The organism is Photobacterium pectinilyticum, from assembly GCF_024357955.1.
In the GTDB taxonomy this organism is placed as follows: domain Bacteria; phylum Pseudomonadota; class Gammaproteobacteria; order Enterobacterales; family Vibrionaceae; genus Photobacterium; species Photobacterium pectinilyticum.
The window spans coordinates 1-23,084 of the sequence record NZ_JANEYT010000041.1; the positions used below are offsets into that span (position 1 = coordinate 1).

The following is a 23,084-nucleotide window of genomic DNA, read 5'->3' on the forward strand; positions in this document are numbered from 1 at the left end:
TGAGCTTGGAGCATAAAAATTCCCTCCAGTTGCTGCCTACTTTAAGTGTAGCAACAACTTAAGGGAACATAGCGATTAATAATCAATAGGTTAATGAGAGGTGATGGGTATTAGATTGCAAAATGACGCATAATTTTAAATAAACTTACTTCGACACTTTCTCGGATAACTACAGGTAAGGCAAACGTACTGTCACAGATTGTGAGTAAACTTTCGCACTGAAAAGGAATGGGGCAAAAGTGTGCCAGGATGAGTGACTGGCACGGAGGTGAACAAAAGCAGCTTAGAGCACTTAACTTAACGCGATCAAGTCTAATGAGAAAAAGTATTTATATACCTTAATTGTTACTATGTATTTTCTATCGAAGAGTCTTGAGGGTTAAACAATAAATATAGCCAAAGCACAAAGCCAGCAACACCCATTAATAACGTATCTAACACAAGAGTAATTATAAGAGCAATGGCATAATACCAACCTTTATTGCCACAGTTTTTCCATCTAGCGACCGATAAACTTAAACCAAACCATGTCAATATAAAAAATGAAACCACCGCCAATAATACAAGAAACCCTTCAGCCAAACTGTCAATGCCAGCGAATAGTACAAAAAGTGCGACAATAACTAAAACGAAACAAAGTACCGAATAACCTAAGTATGGTAAACGCTGCAAACCATTTGTCTTAAATAACAACGCACTCTTAATCGAAAACTCAACACGTTTCGTGCTTGGAGATATATTTGCTTTAAAAATATCCAACGCTAACTCTTTAGTTGTTGCTTCAATCACGTCACTATGGATATTAAATCCTTGCTTGCTTAGTGTACTAATTTCTGTTGACGCTGTTTCTTCCATTAAATTAACCGCAACATAAACACCATTTTTCATTAATATTTGATATGCATTCATTAAACGACCACAATGATAATTGTAAAAAATAAAATTATACATTACTACTCAGGTAAGAGGTAGCCAAACAAACTGATACATCAAAATTTACGAGTTAAATTTTTCGAAATAATAGGTTAGAGTTATATAAATATTTGCCTGTTACCACAATATCTTTCAAGGTTTGTGCTGCTAGATAATAATCTTTTGCATATAAACACAAGCCAAAATCCACTAATTTTTTAGTTTCCGTATAGTTCATTAATTTCACTACCAATGGTCGGCAAATCATAATCTTTCAGTTCTGAAAACGCTTAAGCCTCTTGCCAGCATTTCGCACTCTAATCTACCCACAAGCCTAACATAAGTAAATGTAAGTCAAGCGACGGTCTATTGAATCGAGAAGCTAATCATACGGACAAAGGCGTGTTGCTCCATGAATCAACAGACTTGGCGGCACAAACATCTTAGAGGTGGCATATACCTTACTAAATCGATGAGTTACTCAACTCAAGCTATCATCATATCAATAGTGAACTAGTTTAAGCTCCAGAGCGCGGTGGTAAAACCGTTGCTGAATTTTTCGTAAAACCAATGAAAATGAATAACCAAGATACCAACAAGATAGGATAAAAGATAAAAGGGGCGCTTATAAATAGCCAACCTACACCAACAGTCCCATAGCCCTCTATTACAGCAAACCAAATGCTAACAGTAATAATATTACTCAGGATTAGTCCGAAACAACCGATGTAGCCTAGAAAACCCAAAAGGCCTCCTTTTGAACGATATGTACCTTTAACAAGATTTCTACAGAGGAATATCATGTAAATTAGAGCAGCTATTTGAAAAATCACGAAGAGTGTAAAAAAGGCTTCCATTGCGATCCTAATGATGAGTTAAAAGGTTACTTTATCTTTTAATAACCAAGGGTTAACCCTGAAAAGTGTAACGATATAAGACAACTATACCTGATCTATTGTGCTAGCAACACTCTGAATCCGAAGACACTCTCAAAGTGTGAGAAAAAGTAGGGCAAACAACAGCAATGTTGTTTACCAAGGTGAGCGGCGCATACGGAAAGGGGCAAAAACTAGTCGCACTCATCAATTTCAAAGCCTACTGCCGCATTTAAATAAGTTCTAGATAGCGATGAATCAACCAGGAAACAGCGGTGCCCTGAAATCTTATTAATCTTCAGTAAATAGTCACTTCTCGTAGTTGGTTCAGACCGCTTCACTATCAAAATTGAGCGTTCCATTAGCAACAAGGAAAGCAATATACAAATCACTATCATGAGCAAAACTTTGAGCCTATCCATATGCACCTCTCTATTACTCCATTTGGCTAAGTACAGCTATTAGATATTATTTGTCAAATTTTGTGATGAGAGCTTTTGAGTAACGTTATCTAAACTCGGAATGGGGCAAGAATGAGTTTGCCAATATCGCCCCCTATCCGATCCCAATCAGCAAAGAAAACACTGCTGCTATAAGGACCATGCTTTCTTTCAGTTCATCCACATAATCTTAGATATTAACCATTATAATGGGTGTTACACCTTTAGGGATTCATAACAATCTTTATTGTCGCTTTCCAGACTCCACGAGTCGAAATGAAGCGCAAAAATGCTCAAACTTTGCTTCTCTCATCGTCAATAGGCGTGTCGACTTGGCACATTTACGATCAAACTTTATTGTCTGCCGACAAATGGGATCGCCTTGGCGTTGTCACGCATGTTCAGCTCTAGCTGCAACTCATGACAACGAAACAGCAGTGCATTTTCCCGCTTAATCGCATCATCAGCCAGCGCCTGGAAATTATCACGCAGCTCACGGTAGTCACGCTTCAGTTCTTCCTGCTTGTCACGCTCTGCCTTTAGGCGGGTTTCCCTGTCAACGCCTGCCGACAGGCTCGCAAGAATCCCGTCGCGCTGCTGCTTCGCCTTATGCTGCTCAATTGCCACCTTGGCATCTGCAACGACCTCGGGATACTTATAGATCAGACCATGGCTACACCCAGCTTCCTTAGGTTTTGTCGCAAAGTTATGCTGAAGTACAAGCGTACTGTTTTTCAGATACAACTAAGCTGCAAGTGCGTAGAATTCACCCCAAACAGATAAACCATCAGGGTTATCGAGCTGTCCATTTTTAATCATCGACCACAGCTCTATGCCAGCGAGTGTGGCTTTAGCCCCTTCATCAGATTTCCATCCCAGGCACTGATGCATCTTACCTTTCACTTTCCGGTGGCTTTGCTCGACTAGGTTGTTCAAATACTTAACTTGAAGCACTTCAATGAGGTTGAGCATCAGGCCATTCTGCCAAAGCTCAACATTGATATGATGCAGCGCTAACGCATTGGCACCACTCTCATCAATAACCACCTTTTCTGGTAATCCGTTATGGCCTATTGCCTTAATAAAGAAGGCGCGAGCAGCTTTCTCATTACGCTGAGCGCACAGTAAAAAATCAATGACCTTGCCGTACTTATCAACGGCTCGGTAGTAATATTTCCACTGACCTTTGACATTGATGTATGTCTCGTCCATCCGCCACGAAGAAGCGACAGGCTTCTTTCTTCGACAGGCCTGATGTTCCAGTAAGGGAGCATATTTGATGACCCACCGGTTGATAGTTGAGTGATCAGCATGGATACCCCGCTCAGTCATGATCTCTTCGATTTCACGGTAGCTGAGTTTATAAGAAACGTAATAGCGAACAACCTGAAGGATGATGTCGGAAGGAAGGTGGCGCCGTTTGGCAGAAGAAAAGCTATCTGCCCTACCTGACCAACTGAAAAATGATTTGGAGATAACTGGCACTGACTTAGGTACGTATCTACGTGAAGCATTTGGTATCGATTCGGCATCCAAAGAGGTTAAGTGGACACTTGAATCTGGTCGTAAGGCAAAATTCATTGAGGCCAGCCTAAGCTATGAGCAGGTGAAGAACGACACTGTTGTTGAGTTTGAAATTAATGGTCGTGATCAGGATTTCCTAAACGAAGAAAACTTATCAGACCTTTCGATAATGGACTACCAGCAGTTCTACCCTGCTATTGCCTGCCGGAAAGAGGTAAGGTTAACTTCCTTGACGGTTCGCGCCGCCGAGGCTACTTCCTTGCAAAAAATGGTGCTATTGAGAAGCTTACTGTTCTTGTCGCTGAAGAAGAGATTGAATCTTCAGATGCTAAAACTTTGGCCAAGTCTCTACAGTCTGCTAAAGAACATAATCTCTATGAGATTGGCCAGCGTTGTGAGCTATACAAAGAGTCAGGCCTAAAGATACAAGCCGCTATTGCTGAGGCTATGGGAATCTCAAGGCCGAAAGTAGTCCGTACTCTTCAGGCCGCATCAATCTCCAAAGATATATACCAACTGTTCAGTGACATTAACGAACTGACAGTCAAAGACAATGCTGAACTAAGCAAGTTGAATGAACAATGGCATTGCGTGATGATCGTGATGACTTGATTACTGGTGTTGAGAAGGGCGACGTAGATGTTGTTATGGTCAGCTTGCGAGAGTCGGTTAAGCAACCAAAGACAAAAGCCCCTCGCACTGAAGTTATTCAGCTAGTGAAGTTCGATGACAAGATCAAGCATGCTCGTAAGCGCATCAAGGGCCGTGATGTTAGCTATGAATTTAGCCGACTGACAGCAGACCAGCAGAAACACCTTGATAGTGTTATCGAGCAAGCAATGTCTGAACTATTTTCTTAATTGGCCTACGTGAGCATTTTGGAGTGTTCACCGTGAACACCTTACACTTTTATTATTTAAGGTATTGTTTAAAAGGTAATTGTTTGGTTCTTATTTATGGTGAATATTTAGGGTGCTTTAGCAAGTCTGACACCTACAAAAATTGGGTAATTTGATTAATTTGAAAGGAAGACAATTATGAGAAGGTTATCGGTTCTGTCGCAAACTGATGTCGTAAGCTAAAATCTGGCTTCCAACACGCAACGATCGACCTCAATGATTATCAGCCTTTCTGGCTGGCCGCCACTTTCCTTCCGATATCATCCTTCAGGTTGTTCGCTATTACGTTTCTTATAAACTCAGCTACCGTGAAATCGAAGAGATCATGACTGAGCGGGGTATCCATGCTGATCACTCAACCATCAATCGGTGGGTCATCAAATATTCGCCATTGCTGGAGCATCGAGCTCGCGGAAGAAAGAAGCCAGTCGCCTCTTCGTGGCGGATGGACGAGACGTATATAAATGTCAAAGGTCAGTGGAAGTATTACTACCGAGCCGTTGACAAGTACGGCAATGCCATTGACTTTTTATTGTGTAAACACCGTGATGAGAAAGCCGCTCGCGCCTTCTTTATTAAGACAATAGGCCATAACGGATTACCAGAAAAGGTGGTGCTCGATAAGAGTGGCGCACCAATGCGTTAGCGCTGCATCATATCAATGTTGAGCTTTGGCAGAATGGCCTGATGCTCAACCTCATTGAAGTGCTTCAAGTTAAGTATTTGAACAACCTGGTAGAGCAAAGCCACCGGAAAGTGAAAGGTAAGATGCATCAGTGCCAGGGATGGAAATCTGATGAAGGAGCCCAAGCCACACCCGCTGGCATAGAGCTGTGGTCGATGATTAAAAATGGACAGCTCGACAACCCTGATGGTTTATCTGTTTGGGACGAATTCTACGCGCTTGCAGCTTAGTTGTATCTGAAAAACAGTACGCATGTACATCAGCATAACTTTGCGACAAAACCTGAAATCGTCGGGTTGTAACCTCAAACCATGTATTTTGACCTGATACGAACAGTTTCGGGTCACCTTTTTCATCTAGGTAAAAAAAAGCCGCCTTATGGCGGCCGCCCCAAAAGATAGGACACAACTCATGAATTAGATGGGTACATCATCATGCAATGAGTGAGGATTATTGATTAAGGTATCAATATATTCAATCATTTAAAGCAAGAACTTACATTGCTAATTTAACCTCAGATCAGTTTAAGCCATCGCCATCAACCCTGATTTTTCTGTGCTTGTGATGTTGAGCGATGGCTTTTCTGGTTTCAGACAGTAGGCGATTAACCCGCCAAGTAAGTTCAGCATGAAGCCGTGTAGACTCCGGTGGCGAGAATGCTCTATCTGAGAAATATTTTTCAGTTGGTCATTGATGGTCTCGATAATGAACCTTTTTGATAACATTGCTCTATCCCAAGCAGCAAGTATTTTGGGTTTCATGTTTTTACGGTGAGTCGTAATAAGAGTGATCCCATCCTCTTTTAAATCGGCGGTAAGTGCTTTGCTGATATAGCCTTTATCAGCATAGAGTTTATCGAGTAGGCCTTTTGATAGCTCTCGAACTGGCTTTCTATCATCAGTATTTGCGGGTGTGAGTTTGGCTGCAACGATATCACCAAGATGGTTAGTGATGATGTGAAGCTTAAATCCATAAAACCAACCCATTGTTCCTTTACCCCTTGCGGCTACTCCTTTGAAAACCTTATGCCGTGGTATGCGTAAATTGTGGCAGACTTTAATGCTTGTGGAATCAATGAACTCAATCCCTGTCGGCTCACCTTTTACATGCGTGAAGAAAGAACTAAGCGGAATAAGTACTGATGGCATGACTTCAAGAAAGCGGGTGTAACTCAACAAGGCTGGGAAATCACTTTTGTGATAGCGATGAATGATGCCAAGATAGAAGTTCTTGAAATCACGCTGATGAGACATATGAAAAGCAATAATGATGGTCATTATCTCGCTCTCCGACATGTGACCTTTTCGGTTCCGTTTACGTTCACCATTTTTTAACTGAAGTTTTTGCCATTGAGGTAAAAAAGCCAAACAAAAGTCATCGACATGACAAAACAAGTCTACTAATTTGTTCACAGCTGGTTCCTTTTGCGATTAGTCGTTCTTGGTCGAAAGATCTGATCGCAGAACCATCTTTTAGTTCCCTTCTATTATTATCCCGAGTTCAGGTTAATTTATCTCACTTAAAGACGCCCAGCTTCCCCCCATTGGCATCCACAGAATAGGTGGATAACTAGTCGAGACTTAAATAAGCAAAATAAGGGTATAAAAAAAGCTGCCATAAGACAGCACCCCATGAAGGGAAGGATAAAAATTTTTGGTTGGACACGTCATATTGCAACGAACAGGAATTATTATCCACACAAGTTCTAACATATTCAATTATTAAAAATAACAAACCAATTCTGTAATTTACTAAATGGCGGTTATATTGGATTAGTTGCTAACGAAAGTGAACGTCATCTTTATTTCAGCAAGAAATTATGCTTCAATGGATGATGAGCGTCATGCTGCATATGGTACGAACGGTAACAAGAAGCTTTAAAAACAACAAAAAAAAGAAAAAGCCTCCGCTTTCTGGCTAGCGGAGGCTTTTTTTGATTTTGTCGCAAAGTTATGCTGATGCACAAACGGGTTATGTCGCAAACAAGAGTGCTGAGTTAGGATCTCCGTCAGCACTCATTACCTTTAGCATTATGACTATCAACTTTTCCGGGCACCACTTTCCTTCCGACATCATCCTCTAGGTTATTCGCTATTACGTCTCTTATAAACTCAGTTACCGTGAAATCGAAGAGATCATGGCTGAGCGGGGTATCTATGTTGATCACTCAACTATCAACCGGTGGGTCATCAAATATGCGCCATTGCTGGAGCATTGAGCTCGCGGAAGAAAAAAGCCAGTCGCCTCTTCGTGGTGGATGCACGAGACTTACATTAACGTCAAAGGTCAGTGGAAGTATTACTACCGAGCTGTAGATAAATACGGTGATGTGATTGATTTTATATTGCGTGATACGCGAGATAAAAAGGCAGCGATAGCCTTTTCCCAAAAGGCCATCGGCCAACATGGATTACCCGAAAAGGTGGTGATTGACGGCAGCCATTCCAACGCGTTAGCACTGCATCATATCAATGTCCAACTCTGGTTGATGGGGAAGATGCTCAACTTGATTGAAGTCCTTCAAATTAAGTATTTGAACAACATTGTTGAGCAAAGCCACCGCAGAGTGAAAGGTAAAATGCATCAGTGTCTGGGATGGAAATCTGATGAAGGCGCTAAAGCCACACTCGCCGGCATAGAGCTGTGGTCGATGATTAAAAATGGACAGCTCGACAATCCTGATGGTTTATCTGTTTGGGATGAATTCTACGCACTTTCAGCCTAATTGCATCTGGAAATCAGTACGGTTGTACTTCAGCATAACTTTTCGACATAACCCTATAGTTTAGGCCGTGGAAAAATCTTACTCCGTCATTCTTAACTCAGCAAAAAACATCAAAATAGACGACATCACTTCTGAAAAGACTTTCTAAGTCTAAATATATTTTCGTGGTTATTGTTGTGCTGGTTATGTTGAGTTGGCCACAGATGGTTCTTGTTCTAGCTAATTCCCCCCCGGAGGGATAACAAATAATTAATCAGCATCTTAATTCGGGTTGGTTGATTGTTGTCAGCGTAAACAAGATATATCGGAGTGGCTAAAGGTTGGTACTCTTCTAATATCACCTTCAACCGACCGGCACTAATTGACCGACCAAGCATATTTTTAGGTAGCTGAACGATTCCCATTCCTTTGTCAGCACCTCGGACCAATGCCATTCCTTCATTAATAATAAACCGGCTTTTCATGCTGATGGCTTGTGTCTTCAGGCCTACTTTGAACTGCCATTTTTCGGGCATACCGGTGATTTGTGAACGTAATATCAAGCACTGGTGGTTATCTAGGTCTTCTAAATTTTCAGGAATACCGTGCATATCAAGATACTCAGGTGATGCACAAGTTGTGAGTTGCTCTTCGTCAAGCTTCCTTGCGATGAAATTACTGTCCGTTAATTCTCCGATATGTATTGCCAGATCAAATTTCTCTTCAAATAAGTTAGCTGGTCGGTCATCCAAAATAATATCAAAGGTAAGCTCTGGGTTCTGTTGGGCAAACTGGTGTAACAGAGGAACAATATACCGTCCACCGTACACCCTTGGCAGCTTAATACTCATATTACCACACGGGGTGCTGACCGAATCTTGAATACTATTCTCGACTTCTTCAAGCTCTTCCAGAATAGCTTTGAGCCTTTCAAATACCTGGATCCCCAAATCTGTCGGTACTAAAGTTCGAGTCGTGCGACGGATCAGTCCAACTCCATATGATTTCTCGAGTCGAGACACGTTTTTGCTAACAGCAGAGGCTGAAATACCTATCTGCCGAGCAGCCTCAGAAAAACTGCCGTACTTCACTGAATAGACAAATGACAACATGTGGGAAAAAGAGGCAGTATTCAAAAGTAGCCATTCAGTTTAGTGAAAATTGAACGTTATTTTGCTGTCGTTTCATGACGAAAAGATGAAACCACCTTCAACTAATTGTTGTTTCAGTTATGACCATAAGTATCATTGATTTGTCCTACTCTCCTCATAGAATGCCAACCCAGAAACAAAAAAAGCGATTTAATAATTCAAATTCATTAAACAAGGCTGTTTAAAACTATGAACAAATACATGCTTTCTTCATTGGCACTCTCTGCGGCGTTTAGCGTACAGGCACTGGCTGCGCCAGTGTTATATACGAATGACTTTGAAGAGATTATTGGCGAGCAATTTACCAAGGACACCGGATACGAGTTAGATGTCGTAAAAATGTCTGGCGGTAACCTGATTGCGCGCATTGCTGCAGAGCGCAGCAACCCACAATGGGACCTTATCCTTTTTAACGGTGATAACACCCTACACTCTCTGAGTATGACCGGTGACCTGAAAGAGAACCTAAACCCAGCCAATGCGGCAAACCTAACCGAAGAAGCTCAGGCACTTGTTCCGAGCAACCATGCATTTTACCCAGTCGGTATTTCTTCTGCATGTGTCATTGTTCAGCGCAAAGGCAACAATGTTGACGTTAACAGCTATCAGGACATTACTAAGCCTGAATTAAAAGGTGTGGTTGGCATGGCTGACCCGTCAATTGCCGCGCCAACTTATCCTTGTGTAGCAGGCCTATTCCACGAACTGGGTGAAAAAGAGGCTAAAGCACTATTCTCTGATGCCTTTGATAACGGTATGCGTATATTCCGTACCAACGGTCCAACTGGTCGTGCTCTGCAATCCGGTGAAATCGAGGTAGCCCTTCTCACTTCACAACAAGCTTATACATTTGTTGATCAAGGCGCTGACTTTGACATTATCTGGCCAGAAACGGGCACTCCAGCAACTGTCCGCGCCTTTGGTGTACAGGCCAACACTGCACATTCCGAGGCTACCGAAGCTTTTGCTAACTGGATGCTGAGCGAAAAAGGCCAACAGTTCCTCGCTGACAATGGTGGCAGTGATGGTGTTTTCCGGCCGACAATAACACAAGCTACTGAGGTACCTTTCGGCCCGGGAATGGATGTGAAATACAACTTCACACCTGTGAAGTTTGCTTACGAAAACGATGAAGCGATCAAGAGCTGGTTTGCAGACAACGCGATTAACTAATTATGCCCACTCAATCTAAATCACAGGCGGAACTTGCCCCGCCTATTAACTTCACCAAACTCAAGCCGTTATTCCGTCTTTCTCCAGACCAAATCCTCGGCTTGTCAATCCTGTTTATTCTGGGGTTGCTCGTTTTGCTGCCTATGCTGATGGTAGTTCTGCAGCCGGTATTGCAATGGGTAGAAGTTGGATCCAATGCCGTAGGGCTTGGGGAAATTTTTCAACGTCGGCTTTGGATGGCTTCGTTGCAAAATAGCCTCTACCTCTCTGTTGGAGCCGGTTTACTTGGCGGTGTCATGGGGGCTATGCTTGCCATAGCCAGACACTCATACCGCTTCCCAGGAAGCCGCTATGTCGATCTAATCGTATGGTGCATCTTAATCATCCCATCCTTTGTGATCGCACAAGGCTGGGTATTATTCGCCAGCCGCTCAGGGATCTCGACGCAGCTGACGGGATCTCATCTCGTTTCTGATCTAGTGTTCAATCCCAATGGGTTGGTATTGATCATGGCTATGAAGAACTTTCCCCTCGCATATTTGGCTATGTCGGCAGCCCTGCAGTGGAGCATGAAAAACTTGAGCCTAGCAGGAAGACTGTGTGGCAGATCAGCCTGGCAAGTTTTTTTTACCGTGCGGATTCCCTTGCTACTGCCAGCCCTGCTGTCAGGGATAGTCTTGGTCTTCATTGATACCATCGGTGATTTCGGATTACCAGCGGCTTTGGCGACAAGTTACCGATATCCAACACTCCCATATACGATCTATGCAGCCATTAACCACTCACCAATCCGTTTCGATTTAGCCGGAATACTCGCAACGTATTTGGCGATCATAATGTTTGTTGCCCTATTTATCTATTTTTGGATATTACGGGCAAGGCCATACCAATTTTTAAGCAGTCAGTCCGGTATGCAAGAAACACCGATTGCCCCTTACCCGAAAATGCTTGCCGGGGGTGTTTGGTTATTTCTTTTGGTTGCTGTTGGCATTCCTATTGGTACCAGCTTTATGGTGTCCTTTATGGGCCAGCTTTGGAATGGTTTTTTCATTGATAACTTCAGTTTGGATAACTATGTCAACCTTTTCCATAACCGGTCTTTGTTTGCTGAGGGATTAAAAAATGCTATTGCTATAGCAGGTCAGTCTTCTATCTTGAGCGCAATATTAGCTTTCTTGGCGGCGTACCTACTGACCTTTACCAATAATGGCATGAACAAGATCATTGATACCGCTTGTACATTGTCGATGGCAATACCTGGGGTGATTCTCGGCGTAGGATTCATCTTCGTCTGGAACTCACCTTGGCTCTCTTCGCTCGGCTTGAACCTTTACGGCAAATCTGAACTGTTGGTACTCGCATCTACTGCCACTTCGGTGCCTGTTGCCGTTCGTATATTGATGGGAGCGATGGCGCAAATCCCTATTAGCCAACTGAATGCGGCACGCCTTCAAGGAGCAAGCTTGATCAGGCGCTTGCACACTATTGTTATGCCACTGGTGTTAACCGCACTGATATCAGCCACCTTATCAGGATTTGGTTCGAGTATCTTTGAGCTAGCAATTAACTCAATGCTTCGCCCACCGAAGTTTGAGATGCTTGCACCGTTTGTCAGCGCACAATTTGACTCGGGGGAATATGGTATTTCAACCGCCGCCGTGTTTGTTGCGGGAACGGTGGCCGCGATGATTATTGCCGTCTGTAACGCCTTGCTGCGCCGCCATTTTGGACATTTGATAAAAGAGTAATCAAGACATGTCAAATCAATTACACACGCACTCTCAAGTTTTTTTGAGCTGTAGTAACGTTTCTCGCTCGATTGGACAACAGACTATCTTGAAGGACGTGTCTTTTACCCTTGAGGAAGGCCAAGTTTACTGTATTGTCGGACCGTCGGGTTCAGGTAAATCTTCCTTGCTGAAGATAGTGGCTGGCATTGACGCTCCAGATAATGGGAGCGTCACCCTGCAAAATACCCTAATCACCCAAGGGCCAAAAATGCTGCCGCCTGAGCTGCGTCGTATGAATATGGTATTCCAGGACTACGCGTTATGGCCACATATGAAAGTCAGAGATATTATCGGTTATGGCTTGAATAAAATTGGCCGTGAGGCGCGCACCCGTCGTGTTGATGAAATGCTCTCACTCCTGCAAATCACCCAGTATGCTGACCGTTACCCTCGCGAACTTTCCGGGGGCCAGGCTCAGCGGGTGTCCATTGCGAGAGCCATTGCCACCAACCCTGATGTTTTGCTTTTTGATGAGCCACTGTCAAATCTGGATATACAGCTAAGAGCAGAAATGCGAGGTGAGTTTTCCAAATTATTCAAAAAGCTCAACAAAACAGTACTATATGTAACACACGACCCACTAGAGGCCTGCGCATTCGCTGATAAAATCATCGTAATGAAAGACGGTGAAATAGAACAAATAGATTCTCCACAAACGCTATTTTCCGCCCCTAATTCACCTTGGATCGCTTCTTTGGCAGGTTTTGACTGCAAGCTACCGGTTGAAAACGTCTTGATAGACCCAGGAACAAACACGGCTAGTGTTTCTTTCCACGGCAGAACTTTACATGCAAAACCTTCGGCTCATGCAGATGAATTAAGCAAACACATCTGGCTAAGAAGTGCCGGTCTAGGGTTCACTGCAAATAATGAGCAGCTTGAAAACTGCATCCCTGGCCGGGTGTTGAAATCAAGTTTTGAAGGTAGCCATTGGCGTATCGATCTCGATATTGGTGCTGAGGTTGCTATCCCCATACAACACCCGGAAAGTATAGAGATAGATAGCACAGTCAATATCCATATGCCCTATGACCATTGTTTGCTGATTAACGAGTAGAGTGATAAATGAAATATACAATGAAAGTGGAAATCCCTGCTGGCAGCATTACGCGATACAGCTTCGATGAAAAGGGACGACTAAAAGTAAAGCACTTCCAATCCATGCCGGTAAGCTATCCGGCAAACTACGGCTATATAGATGAAACATTGGCCGATGATGGTGCTGCTTCCGATGTACTGGTAATAACCCGCGAGCCACTCCTGCCAGCGACTTATATCGATATCAAAGTGATCGGCTATATCGATATGACGGATGGTGGAGAAAAAGATGAAAAATTTATCGCAGTGCCCATCGAAGACGTTGATCCCACATACGCCGATATAAACTCGATTTTTGACCTGCCAAAGGCAGAACTCGATAGGATCTATGCTTTCTATAGCATCTATAAACAGTTGCCGGCAGGGCGAAAAGAAGTCCAGCTTGATGGCTATCAGGATGAGAAAGCCGCTTATGCATTGCTTGATAAGGCGCAGGCAAGATTCGCAAAATCAGTGGCCTAACTTTACCTTTTGCACTTCATAATTAGCCTTCAGCGCCGTGGATGATTGAAGCCAAGCGAAAGGCATTCATATAGCAAAGAACCAGAATAACGTATAAACGTTTACTCTGGTTCTTATCATCTTGCTAATGGATTAGTTTGTATTCGCGTTGAGATCTTGCTCTGCAAGTGACAACATCGCAAACTCTTCTTCCGCGCTGCTTGCTACCAGCTTATTACGGCTATATAGCCCGTAATACACGCCGCCAATCAAAAAGAGTCCCATAGTCATGAAGAAGGCAGATGGGTCAAACGCATACACCCCTGTCATCGCAATAAGGGATAGGACTAATGAAATACCTGACGTAAACATGCCACCGGGAGTCTTATATGGTCGCTCTAACTCTGGCTGTTTAATTCGCAGTACAATGTGACTCAATTACATCAGCGCATAATATACCGTGGCACCGACGACCGCCATCGCCAAAATTAAGTCCCCTTCCCCCGTCAATGAAAACACGAAACCAAAGACACCAGGGACAACCAATGCACGTGAAGGCACTTTCTGGTTATGTCGCAAAGTTATGCTGAAGTACAACCGTACTGATTTCCAGATGCAATTAGGCTGAAAGTGCGTAGAATTCATCCCAAACAGATAAACCATCAGGATTGTCGAGCTGTCCATTTTTGCTCTATGCCGGCGAATGTGGCTTTAGCGCCTTCATCAGATTTCTATCCCAGACACTGATGCATTTTCCCTTTTGCGACAAAACCCACATTGCTAACTTATAGAAGCTATTTGGATCTTTGACTTCCGTAAACTGCAAAAGTAAATGCCAGATACGCTGCAAGTGTTGATGTCATATTTCCCACATCTGTCGTTGGGTTTACTTCGGTAATGGCCATAACATCACAATGAGGTGCCAACATTTCAACCATCTGAAGGGCTTCATCTGAACTAATACCACCAGGCTCATGAGCACCGGCTCCTGGTGCATAAGCAAGATCAACAGCATCAATGAAAAGAATGGTATTTCAGCGCTTGAACTTTCAAGACAATTGGGTGTTTCATATAACGCAGCATGGCGGCTCAAGCACAAGCTCATGCAGGCCATGAAAGAGCGTGATGATGAATCTCCTTTGGATGGGTATATCCAAATGGATGATGTTTACTGGGGGGGCGTGCAGCGAGGTGCTCGCGGACGGGGAGCCAAAGGGAAGCGGCCATTCGTTGCAGCAGTATCAATGAATGAAGAAGGTCACCCAATGAGAATGCGATTTAGTGTTGTCGAAGGATTCAGGAAAGTGGAGTTAACGAAATGGGCTAAGGTGCACTTGCGGCCTAAGTCATTGGCAATTTCAGATGGCTTAGCCTGTTTTAGAGGTGTTGAGGATGCAAAAAGCTTTCACCTTGCCATTGTGACTGGCGGAGGTGCCGACTGTGTGGAGCTACCCTATTTCAAGTGGGTCAACACTATGATTAGTAATGTTAAAAATGCGATGCATGGTACATATCATGCGATAAATAAGAAGCATCTACCACGCTATCTTGCAGAGTTCTGTTTTAAGTTTAATCGGCGGTTTAACATGGAAAAGATGTTGGAACAGCTCATTTATTCAGGTATTCAAACAGCACCGATGCCTCAACGTTTACTTAAATTAGCTGAGGCTCGGTGGTAATCAGGAATATTTATGTAGGTTGGTATTATAGCGATGATGATAATTGGACATTTTATTTTGTGAAGAAAAAAGGGCAATGAATGCCCCTTCTTAGCCAAATATTGTGTTGAATTAAACTTCAGAGCCACCTTGCTTGCCCAGTAAAACTCACAGATAACCATGTATCACCGAGTTCATCGGATAACGCTTCCCATAAAATCAGTCTAATTTGATCTTGTCGCTTAGTCGTCCAATAAGTATCGTCTTTAACAAGGATGTTCACTTCAAGATCATACTGCCGACCGGTTTTGGCAAAGTGATGCGTATAATCGTCAAAATGGTACTGCTTAGAAAGTTTAGCAATAACGCGAGCTACATTGTCTTGCACATCATCCTGAGGAGCAACAAGTAGCACCTCTCTGATGTTACGACGTAACACCGTAATTGGCAGTACTACCGCTGCGAGCGATAAAGCAGACACTAAGATAGGGTCAACATATCGATTCCATTGTGAATATCCATGGTGATCAAGGATCATCACAGCAATAAACCCAACCAGAATCGACGCACTTAAAATCCCATCAATAAGCCATTCTTGTGAATCTACTTTAACCAATTCAGAATGTTCGGCTTTAGCAATATAAGTCTCAGTAAAGTAGATAGCAAAGCTGCAAATAGTAGAAAGAACAGCATAGAATATTGCATGCTCAAGGACTATTTCGTGGCCACCATTGACAATGGTTTGCACACCACCAATAAAAGCAAAAATACAGGTAAGTAAGATGAGCAAGCCATTGACGACGTTGATTAACGGCTCAATGTGCGCATAGCCAAATTGGAAATACTTATCATCTGGCTTAGAAACGAGGTAAGCGGTATACAGACTTAAACCTGTCATCCCCATGCTGAGTAAAGAAAACATACCGTCGAGAAGAATGGCGTTGGATCCAACATGCAACCCATAGCCTATACCTAACGAAGACAAAAGCACAGTACCCGCCAGGGATAACTTCAGAGCTAAACGCTCCTTACTAATTTTACGGCTAGTAGCCATAAAATCCTCCTTATACATTTAATTACATCGTGTTGAAAATACGCAAACAAACAGCTTCCAATATGCTCTGTTCGTTTGCCTGTTTATACCCACTATTATATTACTATACCTTTATAACAGTTACTCTTTTGTGATCAAACTGATAATGACTCTTGCAACCAGTTAGAACATTCATTTTTGCGTAAGGCCGAATTCAAAACTGCTTGCTCTTTTGCAATATTGGCAACTATCAGCTTGAATGCGTTACAGGGACGACACCTAACGGTAATCGATAGTGATTGAGGCACTAGACTAGCGCCTTGACGGCAATGGTACGCGCAAAGGTTAGTTTGACTACGATTTAGAACTACGGAGACTTCTGTAATTCTAACCGCTCTATATCACTATAAAAGTTAATGATTTTTGCACGGCTCACACTGTACTCAAAATCAGTACCATCACACAAGTCATTATTACTCTGCAACTCAGGAGTTTTAAATTGGATAAATTCACAGGTTGCATGCTGTTCACAGGCCAGATTACGTTCAGTCTGTAACTGGTCCCAATAAGTGACAAAATGACTCAATGCATAATCCAGTTGTTCGTAGTTTTCATCACTCAGTGATTTACGCAAGCCACCTAACTCCTCCTGCCTATCTGACATAAAGGTCTTAAACGCATCATTGAGTGAACTACCTTCGTTTACGTAGCACTCTTCCTTGATGTATTGCGTTTTTTGCTGGGTTATTTCGCTGACATTGGCTTGCGATGAACAGGCGGACATTACGACTACCATAGCGAAGCTACTGTACCATTTCATTAATACGCCCTCACAAAGAAGGTTACCAAACTTCACACACCATTACCGTATGAACATCGTGTGCAGCGATATATTTTTTCCAACACGAGTAAGTATGTGCGATAGCCTAAGCATTGTGAAAATAACGAGCCTAGGTCTTAACACTAAAACATCACTCTCGAATTCGCTTTACTGATAATTTTGTCAAGTGTACCGATAAGTTTACTAACCAGAGAAACCCGGCCAGCGGCGAATACTAACAATTTGATTACACTTAGTACTATTGAACGCTGCCCAACAAGCTCAAGCTAACGATTATTTTCATCATTCTCCATAGGCACGTTCTTCAATTTGCTGTCCGCCTCTTTTGAGGCAGCACCAGAAGGAGCTAACGATGAATGTTCTGGCCATGCCGATGCATCGCTTCATCGATCATCGCGGTAAGTTGGTTAATCCACTCCCTGAATGGGCTGATCTTACAACCCTGAAAGGCTTCTATTGCGATATGGTTTTAACCCGTACATACGATAGCAAAGCTGTCGCTCTTCAACGTACAGGTAAACTGGGTACTTATCCTTCTCACCTTGGGTCCGAGGCAATTGGCATTGCTATAGGCCGAGCTTTACAACAATCCGATGTATTCATCCCCTATTATCGCGACCTTCCCGCCTTGTGGGCCCGTGGGATTGGTATGGAAAAAAACCTTCAATACTGGGGAGGTGACGAACGCGGAAGTGACTTTTCCCCCAACGAGAGCCACTGCCGAGATCTCCCCTTCTGCGTACCGATCGCAACCCAATGTACCCATGCTGTTGGTGTTGCTGCTGCACTAAAAATTCAAGGCAACCATCAAGTAGCACTCGTCACATGTGGTGATGGCGCAACGTCGAAAGGCGACTTCCTGGAATCATTAAACTGCGCTGGTGCCTGGAACATCCCACTGGTTTTTGTCATTAACAACAATCAATGGGCAATTTCAGTTCCGCGTTCGATTCAGTGCGGTGCCGAACTGCTTTCTGACAAAGCCAAAGGTGCAGGGATCGATGGCGTCACCGTTGATGGTAATGATGTAGTCGCTATGTTTGATATTGTCGCACGAGCGTTAGATCACGCTCGTAAAGGCAGAGGAGCAACACTAATAGAAGCGGTAAGTTACCGGCTTAGCGACCACACAACAGCTGATGATGCATCTCGATATCGCAGTGATGATGAACTTCAGCAAGCTTGGCAATACGAGCCCGTTACACGCCTCAAAACATTCCTTATCGATCAAGGGGCTTGGTCTGAACAAGATGAGCTCGATTGGCAAACTCACTGCAAAGAAGCGATAGAGCAAGTTGTTAAGAAATACCAAGAGACCACACCACAAACGCCAGAGTCAGCTTTCGATTTTCTCTATGAGCAGCTTAACGAGGATTTGCTAAGCCAGAGAGATCACATCATCAATAAGGCGATGCGTATGCAAGGAGGTCACCATGGCTGAAATAACCCTCCTAGACGCCGTTAATATGGCGTTGCATTACGAGATGAAGCATGACAACAGCGTTGTGATTTTAGGCGAAGACGTTGGCGATAACGGCGGTGTGTTCCGCGCAACTGTCGGGCTTAAAGAGAAATACGGCTGCAAGCGTGTCATCGACTCTCCATTAGCTGAAGCGCTTATTGGGGGGATCACTGTCGGTATGGCGACACAAGGATTACGCCCGGTGGCTGAGTTTCAGTTTCAGGGGTTTGTCTTCCCTGCTATGGAACATCTTATTTGCCACGCAGCAAGGATGCGCAATCGTACACGCGGCCGTTTGACCTGCCCTGCCGTTTTCCGTGCGCCGTTCGGTGGCGGGATCCATGCACCAGAACATCATTCAGAAAGTGTAGAAGCACTATTTGCTCATATACCAGGTATTAGTGTCGTGATCCCATCTTCACCGCAGCGTGCCTATGGCTTACTCCTGGCGGCGATCAGAAGTAATGACCCAATCATGTTTTTTGAACCAAAACGAATTTATCGCACGGTGAAATCGACCGTTGTCGATAATGGTGAAGCCCTTCCTCTTAACACTTGCTTCACCCTAAGGAAGGGACGTGATTTGACCTTGGTGACATGGGGGGCATGTGTTGTCGAGTCACTGCAAGCAGCGCAAACATTGTCTGAAATGGGTATAGAAGCTGAAGTTATCGACTTGGCAACGATTAAACCAATTGATATGGCCACCATTATCAAGTCTCTAGAAAAAACAGGGCGGTTACTCGTTGTGCATGAGGCATGCAAAACATGTGGTGTAGGTGCAGAAATCATTGCTCGAGTCTCTGAGCAGGCGATGTGTTTGCTAAAAGCACCACCGAAACGAGTAACGGGGACAGATACCATTATGCCCTACTACCGCAATGAAGATTACTTCATGATTCAGAAAGATGATATTACTGACGCAGCGAAAGCGCTGGTAGAGGGGTGGAAATGAAAACATTTAATTTGCCCGACTTAGGCGAAGGATTAGCTGAATCAGAGATTGTCCAATGGCATGTCAATATTGGGGATTACGTTGAAGTTGACCAAGTTGTTCTAACCGTGGAAACAGCAAAAGCAACGGTAGAAGTCCCTGCCCCGTATAGCGGAAAAATTATCAGCCGCCATGGCAACGCCGGTGATGTAATAGGTATCGGCAGTCTGCTATTAGAAATCGAGGAATCCACGGCATCTGCAACACTAAAAGAAAAAAGTGCTGCACCACAAACAGATGCCGCCACTGTTGTCGGTACAGTCGCCCAAGAAAGCCATGATATTAATGTGGATGAATTCTGGGTTGGTAACTCTCTACAACAAAACACAAACCATCCACTTAGCGCTATGCCATCAGCACGGCTACTTGCTCAAAAACTAGGGGTCGAACTAAGCACAATTACAGGCAGCGGCCCAGACGGCGTCATCCTAGATCGTGATGTCTATAATGCCTGCGACAAGCAATTACCTGGAACCGAAGTTCTAAAAGGCGCTCGCCGAAGTATGGTGAGTGCAATGTCAGAATCCCACCATAGTATTGCTGCTGTTACGATAACCGAAGAAGCAAGCCTAGCAGCATGGTTACCTGAACAGGACATCACCTGCCGACTTGTTCAAGCAATCGTTGAGGCCTGCCAACAGGAGCCTGCACTCAACGCTTGGTTCGATGCGGAAACCATGACCCGTTGTCTGCACCACACGGTGAATATTGGTATTGCGGTTGATAGCAAGCACGGCCTATATGTGCCTGTATTACGTCACGCTGATGAATTCAGCACCAAAGGGATCAGGCAATGGGTAGATAGCACCGTTGCCGGTATTCGTGAGCGAAAAATTGGTAGAGAGCAACTCCAACATGCGACGATCACTTTATCCAATTTTGGTGCTATTGCCGGAATATTTGCCACACCCGTAGTAACGCCCCCGCAGGTTGCCATTGTTGGTGCGGGACGGATCATAGAAAAGGTCGTTCTTGAGCGAGGAGAGGTAAAATCAATTAAAACCCTGCCACTATCGATGACATTTGATCATCGAGCATGTACCGGTGGTGAAGCCGCCAGGTTCATAAACGTACTAGTAAGGCACCTTCAACGGCCGGAACTGTAAAGCGGTTCTACTTTAAGCATGCAACAGATATAAAAATGCCAGTCAGTTGACTGGCATTTTTCATTGATATTCAACAACACAATTAGTCTTCTGAAGAAGGACTAACCGGTTTTTTCTTCTTAGGAATAAAGACACTGTCACCAACAGCCACGTTGTCGTAGAAACGCTTATCAACCTTCTTCTTGGCCTTAGGCTTGGCTTGCTGCTTCTTCGCTGCAGGCTTATCAGAAGTCGGCTTCTTCTTAACAAATTTCTTCTTCGGTGCCGGTTTCAAGCCTTTGAACTTACCTTCAAGACCTTCATAAGTCGTAAAGCTAATAGTCTGCTGAAGGAAAGCTTCAACATTTTTGAAGCTCTTCCAGTCTTTAGGGCCAACAAGGGAAATCGCATCGCCTTTGTTACCGGCACGACCTGTACGACCAATACGGTGAACGTACTCTTCAGCATGTTTTGGCATATCAAAGTTAATCACGTGCGAGACTTTTTCGATATCCAAACCACGTGATGCAACATCGGTTGTAACAAGGATCTTGTGACAGTCACGTTCGAACTGACTCATAATCGCATTACGTTGGGTCTGGTTCATATCACCACTCAACGCAACCGCTTTTAATTTACGTTCGTTCAACTCTTTGGTTAGACGGTCGGTGTCAGCACGGGTTGCAGTGAAGATAATCAGCTGGTTATAGTTTTCAGTTTCCAGAACCTTATCTAGCAACGCTTGCTTGTGATCTAGGTGATCACAAAGGAAGAAACGCTGAGTAATATCAGTGTGCTCTTCTGCTGAGTGGCCGATCGAGAGACGTTTTGGTGCATTCAGCATATCGCTGGCAACGCTAACAACATCTGTGTGGTCAAGCGTTGCTGAAAACATCATTGTCTGGCGGCGACGGTGGTTGGCAGCTTCATGGATACGACGAAGTTGGTCTTCAAAACCAAGGTCAAGCATACGGTCAGCTTCATCCAAGATCAGCATTTCCAAACCATCAAGGTGGGTGCTGCGATGTTCAAGATGGTCTGCCAAGCGCCCAGGAGTTGCAATCACAAACATTGGGTCTTTGCGTAGTTCTTTAACTTGGTCGTTAAAGTTCTCGCCACCAACAATCAAGGCACCATCGTACGGCGTACCCGCGTTTAAAGTACGTAATTGTGCAAAAACTTGTTTTGCTAATTCACGAGTTGGAGTTAATACCAAAACACGTGGGTCACGGCGAGTAAATGGCTTGCTACGATACATACGCTGCATAGCTGGCAACAAAAAGGCCAGTGTTTTACCAGAACCTGTTTTGGATGAGGCCAAGATATCTTTGCCTAGAATGCCAACAGGAATTGCTGCTTTTTGAATTTCAGTTGGTTTATCGAACGCCAAGTGATTGAGTCTTTTAAGTAGGCGCTGGTCTAATCCAAGATCGTTAAATTGCAAAGTGATGCTCCGGTAATTGCCCAACTATGAGCAAGAATAATACAGTACGAGCCTATGTGACAGTAATCACACAGCTCTAAATTTGGTTAGCTGGGCATTATACCACATTTCAATTTGCTAGCACCTAATTGATGCAGATTTAATGGCTTTTCATAAAGATAGCAACCCTATTGATTGACAACTGACGAGCTTAGCATTCGTAGCATCGGAGCTTGTCGTAAAATGACCTGCACTTATCTGAGATAAAGATGTATAAATTTATCAAAGAGCTAACGACTTCAGTCAGCAATGTAAAAACGATAGACATCTACTATTTCGCATTATACCCAAGCTCTCCAATAGGGTATTGACCATTTTTGGTTCTCCCCCTTCGATTACCTGCTTATCGTAAGGGGGCTTTTTCTTACAATTGTCGTAAAATGACCTCCCAAACTTCCCAGGGATAACGTACTTTTCGTCACAAACTGACCAACATACCCTTGAGAAATGATATCGATGAAGCCAGAAGCAAAATGGACGAAGTTTCGCCTAGAGAAAATACTTAAACCAGCTCAAAAAATTAAACGTATTAAAACAAAAGCAAACAGCGCATTTACTCAACGACGTCTACTTGCAGCTAAATCACGATTTGGACAACTAGCCCATAAGCATCGCTTCCTCGTACTAGAAAGAGGCAAACCGGATATTCATCTCAAAGACTCGACCAAAATCCGTGGAATTAAAGAAATCACCTTGTATTACGAGGATTGTAATGAGCGTCTAGAGACCGAGATATCAATCCACGCAGCGACCAGATAATCCAAGCGACGATCTACTTGCCGGTGTCTATTTTTATTTAGCAGCCCAGGAAGAAAATTAAGTGTGTTAAGTATTCG

The 23,084-nt window shown here is 43.7% G+C and carries 22 protein-coding genes and 3 pseudogenes; 14 read left to right on the forward strand and 11 right to left on the reverse strand.

Going from position 1 to position 23,084, the window contains the following annotated elements; translation table 11 throughout:
* Nucleotides 1–348: 348 nt before the first annotated feature.
* From NHN17_RS16295 to NHN17_RS16310, 4 genes are all read right to left on the reverse strand, one after another.
* Nucleotides 349–951, reverse strand: a complete 603-nt coding sequence (locus tag NHN17_RS16295) for a DUF805 domain-containing protein (RefSeq protein WP_255043677.1) — start codon at nucleotides 949–951, stop codon at nucleotides 349–351.
* Between the two features lie 479 nt (nucleotides 952–1,430).
* Nucleotides 1,431–1,769: a hypothetical protein gene (locus NHN17_RS16300; RefSeq protein ID WP_255043678.1), complete on the reverse strand. Its 339-nt coding sequence runs from the start codon at nucleotides 1,767–1,769 to the stop codon at nucleotides 1,431–1,433.
* An 812-nt stretch (nucleotides 1,770–2,581) separates the two neighbouring features.
* Nucleotides 2,582–2,971, reverse strand: a complete 390-nt coding sequence (locus tag NHN17_RS16305; RefSeq protein WP_255043679.1) for a hypothetical protein — start codon at nucleotides 2,969–2,971, stop codon at nucleotides 2,582–2,584.
* Nucleotides 2,972–3,625 (reverse strand): IS6 family transposase, encoded by a 654-nt coding sequence (locus NHN17_RS16310; RefSeq protein ID WP_255043722.1) that lies wholly within the window; start codon nucleotides 3,623–3,625, stop codon nucleotides 2,972–2,974.
* 22 nt (nucleotides 3,626–3,647) lie between these two features.
* On the opposite strand from NHN17_RS16310, the gene NHN17_RS16315 reads away from it, so the two are divergent.
* The 4 genes from NHN17_RS16315 (at nucleotide 3,648) to NHN17_RS16330 (ending at nucleotide 5,565) form a co-directional block, all read left to right on the forward strand.
* Nucleotides 3,648–4,172, forward strand: a complete 525-nt coding sequence (locus NHN17_RS16315) for a ParB N-terminal domain-containing protein (RefSeq protein WP_255043725.1) — start codon at nucleotides 3,648–3,650, stop codon at nucleotides 4,170–4,172.
* Nucleotides 4,088–4,363: a hypothetical protein gene (locus tag NHN17_RS16320; protein WP_255043680.1), complete on the forward strand. Its 276-nt coding sequence runs from the start codon at nucleotides 4,088–4,090 to the stop codon at nucleotides 4,361–4,363. The genes NHN17_RS16315 and NHN17_RS16320 overlap by 85 nt, the downstream gene beginning before the upstream one ends.
* Entirely contained in the window at nucleotides 4,333–4,611 is a 279-nt protein-coding gene (locus NHN17_RS16325) for a ParB family protein (protein ID WP_255043681.1), read from the forward strand. Before NHN17_RS16320 ends, NHN17_RS16325 begins: the two co-directional genes overlap by 31 nt.
* 271 nt (nucleotides 4,612–4,882) lie before the next feature.
* A protein-coding gene (locus NHN17_RS16330) for an IS6 family transposase (RefSeq protein WP_255043723.1) occupies nucleotides 4,883–5,565 on the forward strand; the annotation gives its coding sequence in 2 pieces (ribosomal slippage) (nucleotides 4,883–5,284 and nucleotides 5,287–5,565; 681 coding nt in all).
* 294 nt (nucleotides 5,566–5,859) lie between these two features.
* Here the strand turns inward: NHN17_RS16330 and NHN17_RS16335 are convergent.
* Nucleotides 5,860–6,747, reverse strand: coding sequence for an IS982 family transposase (locus NHN17_RS16335; protein ID WP_255043682.1), 888 nt, complete (start codon nucleotides 6,745–6,747; stop codon nucleotides 5,860–5,862).
* Between the two features lie 674 nt (nucleotides 6,748–7,421).
* On the opposite strand from NHN17_RS16335, the pseudogene NHN17_RS16340 reads away from it, so the two are divergent.
* Nucleotides 7,422–8,060: pseudogene (locus NHN17_RS16340) on the forward strand (IS6 family transposase).
* Nucleotides 8,061–8,275: 215 nt separating this feature from the next.
* On the opposite strand, the gene NHN17_RS16345 reads toward NHN17_RS16340, so the two are convergent.
* Nucleotides 8,276–9,175 carry a LysR family transcriptional regulator gene (locus NHN17_RS16345; protein ID WP_255043683.1) on the reverse strand — a complete coding sequence of 300 codons (900 nt, stop codon included), beginning with the start codon at nucleotides 9,173–9,175 and terminating at the stop codon, nucleotides 8,276–8,278.
* 204 nt (nucleotides 9,176–9,379) lie between these two features.
* Here NHN17_RS16345 and NHN17_RS16350 point away from each other — a divergent pair, with 204 nt between their 5' ends.
* Genes NHN17_RS16350 through NHN17_RS16365 form a run of 4 tightly spaced genes read left to right on the forward strand, consistent with a single transcriptional unit; the run spans nucleotide 9,380 to nucleotide 13,713 of the window.
* On the forward strand, nucleotides 9,380–10,363 hold the full coding sequence (locus NHN17_RS16350; RefSeq protein WP_255043684.1) for an extracellular solute-binding protein: 984 nt from the start codon (nucleotides 9,380–9,382) through the stop codon (nucleotides 10,361–10,363).
* A 2-nt stretch (nucleotides 10,364–10,365) separates the two neighbouring features.
* The gene (locus tag NHN17_RS16355) at nucleotides 10,366–12,111 is read left to right on the forward strand and encodes an ABC transporter permease (protein ID WP_255043685.1); all 1,746 of its coding nucleotides are present in this window, start codon (nucleotides 10,366–10,368) and stop codon (nucleotides 12,109–12,111) included.
* A gap of 7 nt (nucleotides 12,112–12,118) precedes the next feature.
* On the forward strand, nucleotides 12,119–13,210 hold the full coding sequence (locus NHN17_RS16360) for an ABC transporter ATP-binding protein (protein ID WP_255043687.1): 1,092 nt from the start codon (nucleotides 12,119–12,121) through the stop codon (nucleotides 13,208–13,210).
* Between the two features lie 8 nt (nucleotides 13,211–13,218).
* Complete coding sequence (locus tag NHN17_RS16365; protein ID WP_255043688.1) at nucleotides 13,219–13,713, forward strand: inorganic diphosphatase; 495 nt, start codon at nucleotides 13,219–13,221, stop codon at nucleotides 13,711–13,713.
* A gap of 132 nt (nucleotides 13,714–13,845) precedes the next feature.
* Here the strand turns inward: NHN17_RS16365 and NHN17_RS16370 are convergent.
* Nucleotides 13,846–14,262, reverse strand: a pseudogene (locus NHN17_RS16370) (ethanolamine permease); the annotation flags it as partial.
* Between the two features lie 224 nt (nucleotides 14,263–14,486).
* The gene (locus NHN17_RS26055) at nucleotides 14,487–14,720 is read right to left on the reverse strand and encodes an arginase family protein (protein WP_373689572.1); all 234 of its coding nucleotides are present in this window, start codon (nucleotides 14,718–14,720) and stop codon (nucleotides 14,487–14,489) included.
* On the opposite strand from NHN17_RS26055, the pseudogene NHN17_RS16380 reads away from it, so the two are divergent.
* Nucleotides 14,709–15,371, forward strand: a pseudogene (locus NHN17_RS16380) (IS1595 family transposase); the annotation flags it as partial. The gene NHN17_RS26055 and the pseudogene NHN17_RS16380 sit on opposite strands and share 12 nt — an antisense overlap.
* Nucleotides 15,372–15,489: 118 nt before the next feature.
* Here the strand turns inward: NHN17_RS16380 and NHN17_RS16385 are convergent.
* Entirely contained in the window at nucleotides 15,490–16,404 is a 915-nt protein-coding gene (locus NHN17_RS16385; protein ID WP_255043693.1) for a cation diffusion facilitator family transporter, read from the reverse strand.
* A gap of 346 nt (nucleotides 16,405–16,750) precedes the next feature.
* Entirely contained in the window at nucleotides 16,751–17,203 is a 453-nt protein-coding gene (locus tag NHN17_RS16390) for a hypothetical protein (protein ID WP_255043694.1), read from the reverse strand.
* Between the two features lie 373 nt (nucleotides 17,204–17,576).
* On the opposite strand from NHN17_RS16390, the gene pdhA reads away from it, so the two are divergent.
* The 3 genes from pdhA to NHN17_RS16405 are packed head-to-tail and all read left to right on the forward strand — an operon-like array spanning nucleotide 17,577 to nucleotide 20,786.
* The gene (gene pdhA, locus NHN17_RS16395) at nucleotides 17,577–18,665 is read left to right on the forward strand and encodes a pyruvate dehydrogenase (acetyl-transferring) E1 component subunit alpha (RefSeq protein ID WP_255043696.1); all 1,089 of its coding nucleotides are present in this window, start codon (nucleotides 17,577–17,579) and stop codon (nucleotides 18,663–18,665) included.
* On the forward strand, nucleotides 18,658–19,641 hold the full coding sequence (locus NHN17_RS16400; RefSeq protein ID WP_255043697.1) for an alpha-ketoacid dehydrogenase subunit beta: 984 nt from the start codon (nucleotides 18,658–18,660) through the stop codon (nucleotides 19,639–19,641). Before pdhA ends, NHN17_RS16400 begins: the two co-directional genes overlap by 8 nt.
* Nucleotides 19,638–20,786 (forward strand): dihydrolipoamide acetyltransferase family protein, encoded by a 1,149-nt coding sequence (locus NHN17_RS16405; RefSeq protein ID WP_255043699.1) that lies wholly within the window; start codon nucleotides 19,638–19,640, stop codon nucleotides 20,784–20,786. The genes NHN17_RS16400 and NHN17_RS16405 overlap by 4 nt, the downstream gene beginning before the upstream one ends.
* Before the next feature lie 82 nt (nucleotides 20,787–20,868).
* Here NHN17_RS16405 and NHN17_RS16410 read toward each other — a convergent pair whose 3' ends face one another.
* Entirely contained in the window at nucleotides 20,869–22,209 is a 1,341-nt protein-coding gene (locus NHN17_RS16410; RefSeq protein ID WP_255043701.1) for a DEAD/DEAH box helicase, read from the reverse strand.
* 495 nt (nucleotides 22,210–22,704) lie between these two features.
* On the opposite strand from NHN17_RS16410, the gene NHN17_RS16415 reads away from it, so the two are divergent.
* Nucleotides 22,705–23,007, forward strand: a complete 303-nt coding sequence (locus NHN17_RS16415) for a hypothetical protein (protein ID WP_255043702.1) — start codon at nucleotides 22,705–22,707, stop codon at nucleotides 23,005–23,007.
* The last annotated feature ends 77 nt before the right edge of the window (nucleotides 23,008–23,084 follow it).

Bases quoted from the DNA above. Each gene is read 5' to 3' on its own strand.
- NHN17_RS16295 (WP_255043677.1), bottom strand. From the start codon at position 951: ATGTATAATTTTATTTTTTACAATTATCATTGTGGTCGTTTAATGAAT.
- NHN17_RS16300 (WP_255043678.1), bottom strand. From the start codon at position 1,769: ATGGAAGCCTTTTTTACACTCTTCGTGATTTTTCAAATAGCTGCTCTA.
- NHN17_RS16325 (WP_255043681.1), top strand. From the start codon at position 4,333: ATGGCATTGCGTGATGATCGTGATGACTTGATTACTGGTGTTGAGAAG.
- NHN17_RS16350 (WP_255043684.1), top strand. From the start codon at position 9,380: ATGAACAAATACATGCTTTCTTCATTGGCACTCTCTGCGGCGTTTAGC.
- NHN17_RS16355 (WP_255043685.1), top strand. From the start codon at position 10,366: ATGCCCACTCAATCTAAATCACAGGCGGAACTTGCCCCGCCTATTAAC.
- NHN17_RS16360 (WP_255043687.1), top strand. From the start codon at position 12,119: ATGTCAAATCAATTACACACGCACTCTCAAGTTTTTTTGAGCTGTAGT.
- NHN17_RS16365 (WP_255043688.1), top strand. From the start codon at position 13,219: ATGAAATATACAATGAAAGTGGAAATCCCTGCTGGCAGCATTACGCGA.
- NHN17_RS16385 (WP_255043693.1), bottom strand. From the start codon at position 16,404: ATGGCTACTAGCCGTAAAATTAGTAAGGAGCGTTTAGCTCTGAAGTTA.
- NHN17_RS16390 (WP_255043694.1), bottom strand. From the start codon at position 17,203: ATGAAATGGTACAGTAGCTTCGCTATGGTAGTCGTAATGTCCGCCTGT.
- pdhA (WP_255043696.1), top strand. From the start codon at position 17,577: ATGAATGTTCTGGCCATGCCGATGCATCGCTTCATCGATCATCGCGGT.
- NHN17_RS16400 (WP_255043697.1), top strand. From the start codon at position 18,658: ATGGCTGAAATAACCCTCCTAGACGCCGTTAATATGGCGTTGCATTAC.
- NHN17_RS16405 (WP_255043699.1), top strand. From the start codon at position 19,638: ATGAAAACATTTAATTTGCCCGACTTAGGCGAAGGATTAGCTGAATCA.
- NHN17_RS16415 (WP_255043702.1), top strand. From the start codon at position 22,705: ATGAAGCCAGAAGCAAAATGGACGAAGTTTCGCCTAGAGAAAATACTT.